Source organism: Macromonas nakdongensis (assembly GCF_002837145.1).
Lineage (GTDB): Bacteria > Pseudomonadota > Gammaproteobacteria > Burkholderiales > Burkholderiaceae_C > Macromonas_B > Macromonas_B nakdongensis.
Map to the genome: position 1 here is coordinate 1 of NZ_NWMV01000093.1, position 13,926 is coordinate 13,926.

The 13,926-nt window shown below is 70.3% G+C and carries 11 protein-coding genes; 1 reads left to right on the forward strand and 10 read right to left on the reverse strand.

Annotated features, from left to right (window positions below; translation table 11 throughout):
• Positions 1-7: 7 nt before the first annotated feature.
• From CON77_RS11965 to CON77_RS11975, 3 genes are all read right to left on the reverse strand, one after another.
• Positions 8-247, reverse strand: a complete 240-nt coding sequence (locus CON77_RS11965; RefSeq protein ID WP_198552360.1) for a DUF1653 domain-containing protein — start codon at positions 245-247, stop codon at positions 8-10.
• Positions 248-258: 11 nt separating this feature from the next.
• The gene (locus CON77_RS11970; RefSeq protein WP_101049438.1) at positions 259-1,131 is read right to left on the reverse strand and encodes a plasmid replication/partition related protein; all 873 of its coding nucleotides are present in this window, start codon (positions 1,129-1,131) and stop codon (positions 259-261) included.
• An 81-nt stretch (positions 1,132-1,212) separates the two neighbouring features.
• Complete coding sequence (locus tag CON77_RS11975) at positions 1,213-1,668, reverse strand: MarR family winged helix-turn-helix transcriptional regulator (RefSeq protein ID WP_101049440.1); 456 nt, start codon at positions 1,666-1,668, stop codon at positions 1,213-1,215.
• An 84-nt stretch (positions 1,669-1,752) separates the two neighbouring features.
• Here CON77_RS11975 and CON77_RS11980 point away from each other — a divergent pair, with 84 nt between their 5' ends.
• On the forward strand, positions 1,753-2,964 hold the full coding sequence (locus CON77_RS11980; protein WP_101049442.1) for an MFS transporter: 1,212 nt from the start codon (positions 1,753-1,755) through the stop codon (positions 2,962-2,964).
• Positions 2,965-3,076: 112 nt separating this feature from the next.
• Here the strand turns inward: CON77_RS11980 and CON77_RS11985 are convergent, their stop codons facing one another.
• From CON77_RS11985 to CON77_RS12015, 7 genes are all read right to left on the reverse strand, one after another.
• Entirely contained in the window at positions 3,077-5,479 is a 2,403-nt protein-coding gene (locus tag CON77_RS11985; protein WP_101049444.1) for an efflux RND transporter permease subunit, read from the reverse strand.
• 16 nt (positions 5,480-5,495) lie between these two features.
• Positions 5,496-6,560 carry a YCF48-related protein gene (locus CON77_RS11990; protein ID WP_101049446.1) on the reverse strand — a complete coding sequence of 355 codons (1,065 nt, stop codon included), beginning with the start codon at positions 6,558-6,560 and terminating at the stop codon, positions 5,496-5,498.
• A gap of 31 nt (positions 6,561-6,591) precedes the next feature.
• Positions 6,592-7,947 carry a DUF1329 domain-containing protein gene (locus CON77_RS11995; RefSeq protein ID WP_101049448.1) on the reverse strand — a complete coding sequence of 452 codons (1,356 nt, stop codon included), beginning with the start codon at positions 7,945-7,947 and terminating at the stop codon, positions 6,592-6,594.
• 19 nt (positions 7,948-7,966) lie between these two features.
• The gene (locus CON77_RS12000; RefSeq protein ID WP_101049482.1) at positions 7,967-9,652 is read right to left on the reverse strand and encodes a DUF1302 domain-containing protein; all 1,686 of its coding nucleotides are present in this window, start codon (positions 9,650-9,652) and stop codon (positions 7,967-7,969) included.
• A 222-nt stretch (positions 9,653-9,874) separates the two neighbouring features.
• Complete coding sequence (locus tag CON77_RS12005; protein WP_101049450.1) at positions 9,875-10,891, reverse strand: YeiH family protein; 1,017 nt, start codon at positions 10,889-10,891, stop codon at positions 9,875-9,877.
• Positions 10,888-12,513 carry a 3-(methylthio)propionyl-CoA ligase gene (locus CON77_RS12010; protein ID WP_101049452.1) on the reverse strand — a complete coding sequence of 542 codons (1,626 nt, stop codon included), beginning with the start codon at positions 12,511-12,513 and terminating at the stop codon, positions 10,888-10,890. The genes CON77_RS12005 and CON77_RS12010 overlap by 4 nt, the downstream gene beginning before the upstream one ends.
• A 31-nt stretch (positions 12,514-12,544) precedes the next feature.
• Positions 12,545-13,894 carry an MFS transporter gene (locus tag CON77_RS12015; protein WP_101049454.1) on the reverse strand — a complete coding sequence of 450 codons (1,350 nt, stop codon included), beginning with the start codon at positions 13,892-13,894 and terminating at the stop codon, positions 12,545-12,547.
• Between the last annotated feature and the right edge of the window lie 32 nt (positions 13,895-13,926).

The window sequence follows — 13,926 nt, forward strand, 5'->3', positions numbered from 1 at the left end:
CCACGGCTCACAGGGGCCGGAAGCGCGGCACCCGGCCCTGCGGGGTGTCCACGGGCTCGTCGAAGGCCGCGGCCGGGCGCATCCAGAGCAGGTCGGCGGCGTCGCCCTGCAAGGGGCGGTAGAGGATGCCGGTTTCCAGCGTGGCTTCGATCAGGCAGGCGCCGACCACCTCGTATTCGCCCCCTTTGTGATGCCGAAGGCGGACCCCGGTGCGCAAATGCGCGGGCACTTGGAGGGAAGGTTTCATGGCCGCTCCTTTCAAGCGCCAAAGCCGGGGGCCAGTTGGCGTTCCAGCAGGGTGGCGACCTGTTGCTTCAACTGCCGGTTTTCGGCGGTCAGCTGCGCCACCTGCTGGCGCAGGCGCTGCAACTCGTCGCCCTCGGTGGCGGGGGCGTCCGGCACGTCGGCCGGGGCGGCCTCCTCCGGCACCGCGGGGCGCGACTTGCGCTTGGCCTCGCGCACCCGCTTGGCCGCCTGCTTCAGGCCCTGCATGCCTTCGCTGGCCGCCTCCTGCTGCTCCTGCGCGGGCAGGCTGGCCACCGCCGCCGCCGCGTTCAGCGACAGGGCGCCGGCCTTCACCGCCGACACCACCTCGGGGGCGGCCTGCTTGTGGATCTTCTCGATCATCACCACCTGGTTGCTGGACAGGCGGGCGGCGCGGGCGATGTCCTCGCGGCTCTTGAACGGCTGGGTCAGCGCGGCGATGGCCGGGGTGGCCTCGCCCTCCCAGGGCAGGTCATCGGCGGGGGCGCCGGCCGCCTCGGGCGCGGGGGCCTGGGCCGCCGACGTGGCCAGGTAGGCGGCCCGGCGCTGCTCGATGATTTCGCGCTTGCGCAAGGCCAGCACCCCGCGCTGGAAGTCGGACATGCTGCGCCGGCCCAGGTGCTGGTCGATCATCCACAGGTGCACGTCTTCCAGGCTCTGGAACAACTGGCTCTGCACCGTCTGGAAGGGCAGGCCGTGCTTCTGGCAGATCGCGTGGCGGTTGTGCCCGTCCACCAGCAGCTCGCCCCACAGCACCAGAGCGTCGCGGCAGCCTTCGGCCAGCAGGCTGCGCTCCAGCGCGGCGTACTCGTCGGGCGTCAGGGGGTCGATGTAGGCTTGAAGGTCGGGGTCAACGACGATGTTCATGTCGGGGTTCGGGGCACAGCCGCGGGGGCGGGAGGGGTCGGGCGCCGGGGGGCGAAGGGGGTGCATTGTAGGCACGCCCGCTCAGGGCTGGGGCGGGCCGTCCGGATCGGCGTCGAGGGTGGCCACACAGCCGTCGAGCAGCTCGTGCAGCGCCGCGACGCGCGCCGGCCCCAGCCGCTCGTTCAGGGCCACCTGGGCCGCCCGCCAGGCCCGCTGGGCCTCGGCACGCTTGGCCCGGCCGGCCTCGGTCGCGCTGACCAGGCGGCTGCGCGCATCGGCCCCGGCGCCGACCGTCAGCCAGCCCTGGGCCGCCAGCGGCTGCAGGTTGCGGCTCAGCGTCGAGGCGTCCATCTGCATGCGCCGGGCCAGGTCGCTCGGCCGGATCGGCCCCAGCGTGACGACGTGCGTCAGCAGCATGTACTGGGTGTTCTTCAAGCCCACCGGGGCCACGTAGCGGTCGTAGTGCCGCGTCAGCATGCGGTCCAGCAAACGCAGTTTGAGGTGGGTGCAGCCTTGCGGTGGGACGGCGGTGTTCATGCCGCGGATTTTATGTCGCCAAACAATTGCATATACAATTGTTTTCAAGGCATGTGCCCAGCCCACCCACGTCGAAAGCCCCCGATGTTCCGCTCGCTCAAGCACCCTGGCGCCCTCGCCGTCACCCTGGCCGCCGCCGGCATCCTGATGATCACCATGGGCATGCGCCAGTCGATCGGCCTGTACCTCAGCCCGATCAACACCTCCACCGGTCTGGGCATCGTCACGCTGAGTCTGGCGCTGGCCATCGGCCAGTTCGTGTGGGGGGCGATCCAGCCGGTGGCCGGCGCCCTGGCCGACCGGCACGGCCCGCGCGGCGTGCTCTTTGGGGGGGTGCTGCTGCTGGCCCTGGCCACGGCCCTCACGCCGCTGATGCGCAGCGGCCTGGGGCTGGGCATCACGCTGGGCGTGCTGTCGGCGGCGGGCGCCGGGGCGGCGAGCTTCTCGGTGCTGATCGGCGCGGCCGCGCAACGGCTGCCGGCCGAGGCGCGGGGCACGGCCTCGGGCGTGATCAACGCCGGCGGCTCCTTCGGCCAGTTCGTGTTCGCGCCCATCATCCAGAAACTGATCCAGGGGCTGGGCTGGATGGGCGCGATGTGGGCCACCGCCGCCCTCACCCTCGCCGCGCTGCCCCTGGTGGGCCGGCTGACCGCCCGCACCCAAGCGGCCATGCCCCATCCCGAACCCGATGGGGGCCTGAAGCACGCGGTGCGCACCGCCTTTGCCGACCGCAGCTACTGGTTGCTGCACGCGGGCTTTTTCACCTGCGGTTTCCACATCGCCTTCCTGGTGACGCACCTGCCGGGCGAGGTGGACCTGTGCGGCCTGCCGCCCTCGGTGGCGAGCTGGTCGCTGGCCATCATCGGCCTGGCCAACATCTTCGGCAGCCTGTACGCCGGGGCGGCCGTGGCCAAGTACCGCAGCAAGCACGTGCTGGCCTGGATGTACGGCTCGCGCGCGGTGTTGGTGATCGCCTACCTGCTGCTGCCCAAGACCGACTGGACCTTCTACGCCTTTGCCGCCGGCCTGGGCTTCACCTGGCTGGCCACGGTGCCGCCCACGGCCACCCTGGTGGGCAAGCTGTTCGGCGCGCGCTACCTGGGCACGCTGTTCGGCATGACGCTGCTGTCGCACCAGATCGGCGGCTTCATGGGCGCCTGGCTGGGCGGCCTGGCGATCACGCAGTTCGGCGACTACCAGTGGATGTGGTACGCCGACATCGTGCTGGCCGCCGGTGCGGCGCTGGTGAACCTGCCGATCCGTGAGGGTGGCGTGGCGCGGCCGGCCACGGCCTGAAGGCCGGAGGGGCGTGTGGCCCCGCCGGTTCGCTCACGCCCGCGCGCTGTTGGCGGCGGTGCGCGGGCCACCCCTGGGCGAAGGGATGGCCGATGGGAGATCGGCCCCGGTGTCAGGCGCGGCGCGAGGGCAGCAGGAAGTGGGACAGGGCCGGGATCAGCAGCACCGCGCCGACCATGTTCCAGATGAACATGAAGGCGAGCAGGATGCCCATGTCGGCCTGGAACTTGATGGGCGACAGGGCCCAGGTGACCACACCCGCGGCCAGCGTGACGCCGACCAGGGCCACCACCTTGCCGGTGAACATGAGGGCTCCACGGTAGGCCTCGGCCAGGCTCTGGCCGGCGCGCTGGGCGGCCAGCTGCACGCTCAGCAGGTAGAGCGCGTAGTCCACGCCAATGCCCACGCCCAGCGCAATCACCGGCAGCGTGGCCACTTTCACGCCAATGCCCAGCCACACCATGAGCGCCTCACACAGCACCGAGGTGAGCACCAGCGGCACCAGCGCCACCACCACCGCGCGCCAGCTGCGGAAGGTGATGAAGCACAACACCGCCACGGCCACGTAGACCAGCACCAGCATCTCCACCCAGGCCTTGCGCACCACGATGTTGGTCGCGGCCTCGATGCCGGCGCTGCCGGCGGCCAGCAGGAACTGGCGTTCCGGCGTGGAATGGGCCTGCGCGAACGCTTCGCTGGTCTGCACCACGCGGTCCAGGGTGGCGGCCTTGTGGTCGGCCAGGTAGGCGATGACGGGCATGACCGAACAGTCGGTGTTGAACAGCTCGGGGTTGTTGACGCTGGCCTGTTGGGCGGCGTAGTTCAGCACGTCCTGGTTGCGGGCAATGGTCAGCCACTTGGGCGAGCCTTCGTTGGTGCCGGCGGTGATCTGGCGCACCGCGTTGGTCAGGGCCACCGTGGTCTGCACCCCAGGCACCTGCTGCAGGGCCCAGGCCAGGCGGTCGGCCTCGACCAGGGTGGGGTACTTCAGGCAGCCTTCGGCCTCGGTTTTGACCATCACCGCAAAGGTGTCGCTGGACAGCGAATAGTGGCCGGTGACGTAGGCGTTGTCGCGGTTGTAGCGCGCGTCGGTGCGCAGTTCGGGGGCGCCCTGGTCCAGGTCGCCGATCTGCAACTGGGTGCTGACGGCAAAGCCGACGGCCCCCAGCACCACCGAGCCGGCGATGGTGGCCGCGGCCCAGCGGCGCTGGGTGAAACGCTCCAGCGCATCCAGCACCGGGGTGCGGCGGCCGGTGCGGGCGGCGTCGATGGACGGCAGGCTGCGCTGCGCCGCCGCCGGACTCACGCCCACGTAAGACAGCAGCACCGGCAGCAGGATGAGGTTGCTCAGGATCAGCACCGCCACGCCGATGCTGGCGGTCATGGCCAGGTCCTGGATCACGGCGATGTCGATCACCATCAGCACGGCAAAGCCCACCGCGTCGGCCAGCAGGGCCGTGAGGCCGGCCAGGAACAGGCGACGGAAGGTGTAGCGCGCGGCCACCAGGCGGTGCGTGCCCCGGCCGATGTCCTGCATGATGCCGTTCATTTTCTGCGCGCCGTGGCTGACGCCGATGGCGAACACCAGGAAGGGCACCAGGATGGAATACGGGTCCAGCTCAAAGCCGAACCAGGCCACCAGGCCCAGCTGCCAGACCACGGCCACCAGCGAACACGCCAACACCAGGAAGGTGCTGCGCGAGCAGCGGGTGTAGCCGAAGATGATGACCGCGGCGATCAGCGCGGCCACGCCGAAGTAGATGGCCATCTGGTGCAGGCCGTCGATCAAATCGCCCACCAGCTTGGCAAAGCCGATGATGTGGATCTCCACCGCCGCGCCGTCCTGGCCGGATTGGTAGCGGCTGCGCAGGTCTTCCAATTGCTGCGACAGGGCGTGGTAATCGAGCCGCTCGCCGGTTTCGGGGTTGCTGTCGAGCAGCGGCACCACCACCAGGCTGGAGCGGAAGTCGTTGCCCACCAGGCTGCCCACCAGGCCGGAACGGGCGATGTTGGCCTTGAGCTGCTCGGTCACGGCGGGCGAGCCGTCGTAGTTGTCGGGCATGACCGGCCCGCCCTGGAAGCCCTCTTCCGTCACCTCGGTCCAGCGCACCGCCGGCGACCACAGCGACTTGACCCAGGCGCGGTCCACGCCGGGGGTGAGGAAGATTTCGTCGTTGATCTTGCGCAGCGTGGCCAGGTAGGCGGGGTCGAACACGTCGCCCTGGGGGTTGACCACGGCGATGCGCAGCGAGTTGCCCAGCCCGCGCAGGTCGTCCTTGTGCGCCAGGTAGTTCTGGATGTAGGGGTGGCTGCGCGGGATCATCTTCTCGAAGCTCGCGTTGAGCGTGAGCTTGGAGACGGCGGCCCAGGCCAGCACCAGGGTCAGCAGCGCGCACAGCAGCATGACCAGACCGCGGTGGTTGAACACCAGCCGTTCCAGCCGGGTGCCGCTGCGGGGGTCGAAATCGGCCGGATCGCTCAGGGTCGGCAGGTCGTTGGAGGAGGAAGCATGCATGGGGTGACTCCGGCGCTCAGGGCAGGTCCAGGGCCTGCAGCCCGCGGGGGCCGGCCAGCACCAGGCGGGTGTCGGACGCGGCCACCACCGCCGCAGCGGGCAGGGGCCGTTCCGGGGAAACGGGTTGGAAGCTGGCGCCCTGGTCGCGGCTGAGCAGCACGTGCCCGGCCTGGCTGACCACGGCCAGCCACTGGCTGGCGTGGGCGGTGCTGGCGGGCAGGCCCACGGCCACGCCCAGCGGCACGGCGGCCCACTGGGCGCCGCCGTCCTGGCTGCGCCACAGGTTGCCACGCAGGCCGTGCACCAGCAGGGCACCGCCCTGGGCACTCAGGCCGAACAGGGTGCCGGCGTAGGGCAAGGGCACGGCGGCCCAGCGGCCCGCCGCGTTTTCGCGCAGCAGCAGGCCCTGTTCGCCCACGGCGTGGAGCACGCCCTGGATGCGCTGCACGCCGTACAGGTGCAGGGCCTTGGGGTTGTCCAGCAGCGGCATGAAGGGTTGCCAGCTGGCCCCGCCGTCGCGGGTGCGCAAGGCCAGCCCGAACGCGCCCACGATGCAGCCCTGGCGGGCGTCGTCGAACCACACCGCCAGGAAGGGGTTTTCCGGGCCCTGTTCGGCGAAGCGCTGGGCCTCGCCTTCCCAGGTGGCGGCGGCTTCGGCGTCCAGGCCAAAGGCGCCGGCCCAGTCCACGCCCTGCAGGTGGCGCTTCAGGGTGCGGCCGTCCAGCTGCAACGCCCAGGTCTGGCCACCGTCCTGGGTGTGCAGCACCACAGCGTCGTGGCCCACGGCCCAGCCGTGGCGCGCGTCGGGGAAGTGCACCGCCACCAGGTCGGAACTCACCGGCACCTGGGCCTGTTGCCAAGTGTCACCACGGTCGTCGCTCCAGACGATGTGGCCGCGCTGGCCCACGGCCACCACGCGCTCACCGGCGCGGGCCAGGCCGTTGAACAGGCCGCGCTGGGCCAGCGGCGTGGCCGTGGCCGGCACATCGAGCACGTCACGCCAGCCGCTGCCCGCGGCCGACACGCCGAGCCAGGCCCCCAGGCCCAGTCCGGCCCCCAACCAAGTTCTGCGACTCCACATGGCGAATCTCCGTGCTCGGTGCGTCAGGGGCTCAGCGAACGCCGGCGCCGGCCAGGGCGTCGGCGGTCCACTCGCGGTCGCCCAGCGGCTTGGCGTGGCGCAGGCCACCGGTTTCGGCGATGAAGCCGGTCACCGAGTAGGTGCGTGCCACCAGGTCGTAGTGGCCGAACATGTCGCTGTACGGGGCCGGCAGATCGTAGCTCGGGGCCATGTAGGCAAAACCGGCGCGGTAGAGCTGGCCACGGGCGTCGTAGTTGTCGGCGGCCAGGGCGGCCCAGGAGTCCTCGTCCAGGTAGAAGCGGCGCTTGCTGTACACGTGGCGCTTGCCCTCGCGCAGGGTGGCTTCCACCACCCACACGCGGTGCTGTTCCCAGCGCACCAGGTCCGGGTTCAGGTGGTTGGGCTTGAGCAGGTCGGCTTGCTTGGCGCCGTAGACCGCGTCGTAGGCGTTGTAGGGCACGAACATTTCCTTCTTGCCGACCAGCTTGAAGTCGAAACGGTCCATGGAGCCGTTGAACAGGAAGATGTCGTCGAAGGTGTTGCCGCCGGCGGTGCCGGGGTTGGGGGTGTCGTGCGACAGGTCGGGCGCGACCTTGACGCGGCGCTGGCCCGGCAGGTAGCTCCAGGCGCGGCGGTCCTTGTTGCCCACGTCCAGCGGGTCCACGATCATCAGCGCCTCACCGGCGCGGCGGGCCGGGCCGGTGTAGGTGAGCTTGATGCGCCAGTAGGTGTCGGCGTCGGACTTGCTGGTGTCCCAGTAGGGGTACTCCTGCACGCTCACGCCTTCGGTGGCCAGGGTGACGCGGCCGCTGGCGTCCACGTTGAGGTTGCGGTACTTGGCCTGGTAGGCCTGGCCGTTGAAGCGCACCAGGTGGTTCCACATGGCCTCGTAGCCGTCCTTGGGGATGGGGAAGGGAAAGCCCGCATGCGCGCCGCTGATGGAGCGGCCGCCGTTGGCCGTCTTGGCCGTGGTGGCCAGCTTGGCGGTGTTGTCCAGCACGAACTTGGGGAAGGCCACGGAGCGCTGGGTGGGGTAGACGTCCAGGCGGAACGAGGGGTAGCGCTCCAGCAGGGCCTTGGCGCCCTCGGTCAGCTTGTCGGCGTGCTGGGCGGCGTTTTTGGCGTCGATCACCAGGCGCGGCTTGTCACCGGCATACGGGTTGGGGCGGATGCCCTCACCGGCCTTGAAGCCGGCCGGCGCCTTGGTCAGGCCCCCGGTGTAGGCGGGGATGGTGCCGTCCTTGTTGCCGGCCTTGTCGGCGCCCACGGCGGTGAGCGTGGTGCCCAGGGCCTTGGCCTCTTCGGCGGACACGGCGGCGTGGGCCACCAAGGCGGTGCTGCTCAGGGCCAGCAAAGCGGTGGCCACGCGGGTCAGGTGGAATGCCATGGAAATGTCTCCTCTGGGCTCAGAAGGTGGTTTTGTAGGTGAGGCTGATGAAGCCGCGGTCTTTGAGGAAGGTGGTCAGGCCGTTGGTGCTGGACACCTGCTGGCCGAGCGGGCCGGTGCCGGTCTTGTAGCGGCCGACGTAGTCGATGTATTTCAGGTCGATGCGGTGCTTCTGGTGGATGTCGAAGCCCAGACCGACGCTGTAGTTGCCCAGGCCTTCGTTGCCACCGAAGGTGGTGGCGGCGTTGCCGCTCAGGCCCACGGCGTAGGTGACGGGTAAGGACACGTCCACCCCCGGGAACACCTGGTACCAGGTGGGGGTGAAACCCAGGGCGATGCCGACGTAGTCTTTGGTGACGCAGCCGTCCCACTTGTCCTTGCCGTTGCAGGGGGCAAAGCCCAGGGCGTTGAAGTACTGCGCGCCGCTGCGCACCTTGTCCCAGCGCGACCAGGCCAGTTCGGCGGCCCAGGTGGCGGAATCGAACAACGCGGTCTTGGGCACCACGCCCAGGGCGTTGACCACGGCGTGCCAGGTGTCGCCGCGGGCGCCCGTGGCGGCGCCGGCCTCGGCGGGGAAGCCGGCGTTGGCCAGCACGGCGGTGTTCAGGGGGGTGTTGCGGCGGTGCGAGACTTCGGCACCCACGCTCACGCCACCGATGTTCTTGGACAGGCTGACGCCGTAGAGCTGGATGTCGTCGGCGTAGACCATGCCGTAGGTGGTGCCGCTGCGCACCACCTGCGGCAGCTTGTCGGCGTAGTCGCGGTAGTAAACGCCCAGCGTGCCGTCCAGCCACTCGGGGCTCCAGCGGGCGGACACGCCCCATTCGCCCGACTGCTTGGGCTGGTAAGCCTGGCCGCGCTGCACGAAGCCCAGACCGGGCACGAACTGCCGCGCCGGCCCGTTGAACGCGAAATCGGCGGGCCCCAGGTAGGTGCCGCCTTCGGGGTAGCGCGCCGGCTCCCACTCCAGCATGTAGTTGGCGGCCAGCGACACGGTGTCGCTCACCTGCGCCTGCACCGACAACTGGTTCAGCGGGCGGAACAACTCCTTGACTTCCACGCCCGGCGTGGCAAAGCCCTTTTGCAGGTCCAGCGGGTTCTGGGCGTAGGCGATGCCGTGCAGGTTGCCACCCAGCAGCAGCGACTCGCCCCAGTACACCGTGTGGCGGCCCAGCTTGGCGCGCACCGGGGTGTCGGCCACGTCGAAGTTGGCGAACACGAAGGCGTCCATGATCTCGCCCGACGGCCCGTGGTACAGGCGGTTGATCAGCGGGCTGTACTGCTGGTTCGGGTAGCTGGAAATGGCCGCGTAGGCCGGGTTGGAGCGGCTGCGGCCGTCGTAGGCGGCGTCGTACCAAGCGGTGGCGCTCAGGCGCAGGCCCAGGCGGTTCTGGTACACCACGTCCAGCTCGCTCAGCAGGTCCAGGCGGTTGGAGACGACATCGCCGCGGTCGAAGCTGTAGGTGCCCTCGTCGGCCAGCGCGTTGTTGCCGATGTGGGCGTCGCGCCCCTCGACGCGGGTGGCCAGGTTGTAGCGCACGGTGTTGTCCCAGCGCACGCTCAGGTCGGGGTTGCCGGTGTCGAACTCCAGGGCCTGGGCCGCACCGATGGACAGGGTGGCCAGCACGGCGGCGGCGGACACCTGGCGAACGCGGCCCAGCGCCGTGCGGGCACCGAGGCGTGGGGTGGGGGGCGAAACTTGCATCATGTCTCCTTCTGTGGGGTGGGGACGCTGGCAGGGTGGCCATGGGCCCCATTGCGTGCGTCGGCCGAATTCTCGGAACCCCCCCGGGTCTGCGGCCCCCTCTTGTTTGGGGGGGCTTGCCGGTTTGCCCCCCCAAACCCGGCGTTTCGCGGGAAAACCCCAGGGGCGCTCGCAAAAAAGCCCCGCGGTGCGGGGCTGGGAAGCAGGGGAAATCGGGGGCCATCACCCCAGCACGTAGCGCCACAGGCCCAGCACCAGCACCGCCAGGAACGCGGTTTCCCCGACCATGAGCAGCACCGGCTTGATGCCCACCTCGGCCAGCTGTTTGATGTGGGTTTTCATGCCGATGGCGGCGATGGCCGCCACCAGGCACCAGCGCGAGGCCTCGTTGCCCCACTGCAACACCGGCGCCGGCACCCAGCCCAGGCTGTTGACGGCCAGCAGGACCGCGAAGGCCACCGCGAACCAGGGCAGCAGCGGCGGGCGCACGCCCGTGTCGTCGCCGCCGCGCAGGCGGGTGATGGCCGAGGCAAACAGGATCACCGGCAGCAGCATGGCCACGCGCATGAGTTTGACCAGGGTGGCGGCATCGCCCGCCTCCGGCGACAGGCTGTAGCCCGCGCCCACCACCTGCGCCACGTCGTGGATGGTGCCGCCGATGAACACCCCGGCCGCCGTGGTGTCCAGCCCCAGCCAGCGCGCCAGCATGGGGTAGAACACCATGCACACGGTGGACAAGGCCGACACCCCGATGACGGTGAACAAGGTCGCCCGTTCCTTGAGCGGGTGGTTGGGCAAGGCCGCCGACAGCGCCATGGCCGCCGAGGCCCCGCAGATCGCCGTGGCGCCGCCCGAGAGCAGGCCGAACAGGCTCTGGAAACCCATCCAACGCGCCACCAGCATCGACAGGCCGATGGTCAGCGCCACGCTGACGACGACCATCGCCACCGGCCCCCAGCCGAGCGCAGCCACCTGGTCGAAGGTGATGCGCAGGCCCAGCAGCGCCACGCCCCAGCGCAGCACCTGGCGCGCGGTGAACTCGATGCCGGGCACGCAGGGGCTGCCGCTGGAGAGGAAGTTCATCGCCATGCCCAGCAGCAGGGCGAACAGCAGCACCGGGGCCCCGTAGTGCTCGCCCAGGAAGGTGGCGGCCACCGCCACCACCCCGCTGGCGAGCACGCCGGGGAACAGGCCACCGGCGCGCTCGCGCCAACGGATCGAAACAGCGGCGGTGCTCATGCGGCCGCCAGCAGGTGGTCGGCGTACTGGTCGCGCAGGCGGTGCTTGAGCACCTTGCCGGTCGCGCCCAGGGGCAACTGGTCCACAAACACCACGTCGTCCGGTGTCCACCACTTGGCGATCTTGCCGTCGTAGAAGGCCAGCAGTTCCTCGCGCGTCAGCGCCACGTCGGCCTTGCGCACCACCACCAGCAAGGGGCGTTCGTCCCACTTGGCGTGGCGTGCCGCGATGCAGGCGGCCGCGGCCACCGCCGGGTGCGCCATGGCGATGTTCTCCAGGTCGATCGAGCCGATCCATTCGCCGCCAGACTTGATCACGTCCTTGCTGCGGTCGGTGATCTGCATGTAGCCGTCGGCGTCGATGGTGGCCACGTCGCCGGTGGGGAACCAGCCGTCAACCAGCGGGCTGCTTTCACCCTTGAAGTAACGCCCGACGATCCAGGGCCCGCGCACCAGCAGCTCGCCCGAGGTCTGGCCGTCCCAGGGCAGCTCTGCGCCGTCTTCGCCGACGATCTTCATGTCCACGCCAAACACCGCCCGACCCTGCTTGGCCTGGACCTGCATGCGCTCGGCCGGCCCCAGCGCCAGGTGCTTGGATTTGAGGGCGCAGGCCGTGCCCAGCGGGCTGATTTCGGTCATGCCCCAGGCGTGCAGCACGGCCACCTGGTAGCGGTCCTGGAAGGCGCTCATCATGGCCGGTGGGCAGGCCGAACCGCCGATGATGGTGCGGCGCATGGTGCTGAAGTGCAAGCCATTGGCCTCGGCATAGGCCAGCAGGCCCTGCCAGACGGTGGGCACGCCCGCCGACAGGGTGACGCCCTCGGCCTCGAACAGCTCGTGCAGCGATTTGCCGTCCAGGAACGGCCCCGGGAACACCAGCTTGGCCCCCACCATGCAGGCCACGTAGGGCAGGCCCCAGGCGTTGACGTGGAACATCGGCACCACGGGCAGCACGGTGTCGGCGGCCGAGCACTGCAGGCCGTCGGGCAGCGCCGCCGCGTAGCTGTGCAGCACGGTGGAGCGGTGGCTGTAGAGCACGCCCTTGGGGTGGCCGGTGGTGCCCGAGGTGTAGCACAGCGAGCTGGCGGTGTTCTCGTCGAAGCTGGGCCAGCTCAGGCGACCGTCTTGGGCCGCCAGCAGGTCTTCGTAGCACAGCAGGTTCGGGATCTTGTCCGTCACCGGCATGTGGGCGCGGTCGGTCATGACCACGAAGTGCTTGACCGTCTTCACCCGGTTCGCCACGGCTTCCACCAGCGGCAGGAAGGTCAGGTCGAAGCACAGCACCTCGTCCTCGGCGTGGTCGGCGATCCAGACCAGCTGGTCGGCGTGCAGGCGCGGGTTCAGGGTGTGCAGCACCGCGCCCAGGCCCGAGACGGCGTAGTACAGCTCCATGTGGCGGTAGCCGTTCCAGGCCAGCGTGCCCACGCGCTGGCCGAAGCCGACGCCCAGGGCTTGCATGGCCTGCGCCATCTGGCGTGAACGCTGGGCCAGGTCGCGGAAGGTCTGGCGGTGGAGGTCGCCCTCGACCCGGCGCGACACCACCTCCTGGTCACCATGGTGGCGCTCGGCGTGCACCAGCAGGTTCGAAATCAGCAGCGGATGGGATTGCATGGCGCCTTGCATGGCGGTTCCTTTCGAAAAAATGGGGCGCCCATCAGGCCTGGGCCGGCTGGGGCATGGCCCCGGCTGGGGCATGGGGTTCGGCGTCCAGGGCGCGCACGTCCGAGGCGTAGGTGCGCGACGCGCGCCAGAAGGCGAAGGCGGCCACCACGGCAAACACCGGGGTCAGGGTCAGGGCCGTGGTCAGGCCGTAGCGGTCGGCCAGCACCCCAGCGATGAAGGGGCCCGCGGCCAGGCCGAACAGGTTCTGGAACAGCGACAGCACCGAGGCGCCGGTGGCGCGCACGCCCGGGTGGATCACGTCGATCACCACCACCGACACCGGCCCGACCGTGCAGGTCATGAGCAGCCCGCCCAGCGCCACCCAGGCGAACTGGGCCTGGGCGCCGAGGGTCACGCCCAGGCGTTCGGCCCCGAAGGCCCACATCAGCACCCCCATGGTCACCAGGCACAGGACGGCCATCAGCCACAGCCGGGCGGCCGGGCGCCACTGGCCGGCGCGGTCCGCGGCGGCGCCCCACAGCACGCTGCCCACCGCGCCGCACAGCACGATCAGCGCGGCCCGGACCGCGGCCTGGTCCGCCGGCAGGCCGTGCACGCGGTTGAGGAAACTGGGCATCCACGACCAGACCGCCGACACCACCACGAGTTGCGCCGCACCGCCGACGCAGGCCCACAGCATGGTGCGCGAGCGCGCCAGCGCCTGCACGATGAAACGGACCACCCCACCGACCGATTGGGTGGCCTGCGCACGGGGTGCGTCCAGCGCCACCGTCTGGTAGTCACGCACCTTCAGGTACAGCAGGGCCAGCAACAGGCCGGGCACGCCCACGACGCCGAAGGCGGCCTTCCAGCCCCAGCGCGCGGCGATCAGGCCGCCCAGCATCACCCCCAGCACCGAACCGATGGCCCCCGCCGCGAAAAAACTCGCCAGCAGGGCGCCGCGCAGGCGTTTGGGGAAATGGCTGGCGATCAGCGCCGCGCCCACCGCGCCGTAACCGGCCTCCCCCAGCCCCACCACCGCGCGCGCCGCCAGCAACTGGCCGTAACCGCGCGCGAAGGTGCAGGAAATGGTTGCCAGGCTCCAGGCGGTGGCCATGACCACGATGCTCTTGACCCGGCTGAAGCGGTCGGCCACCAGCGCCACGGGCAAGGCCCCCAGCGCCACCGTGACCGACACCACCGACACCAGGGCACCCAGCTGCGTGTCGGACAAGCCCCACTCCCGCTTGATGTGCGGAAACAGCGAGACGATGACCTGCCGATCGACGTAGTCGAAGATCATCAGGGCCATGGTCATGGCAAAGGCGAACCAGGCCGGGCGCGGGCCAAACAGGTAGTCGTCGGGTTCGCCCGGGCGCTGCTCTGACGGGGGTAGGTGCATCGCTGTCTCCTGTTTTTTTATGGGGTCGGTGG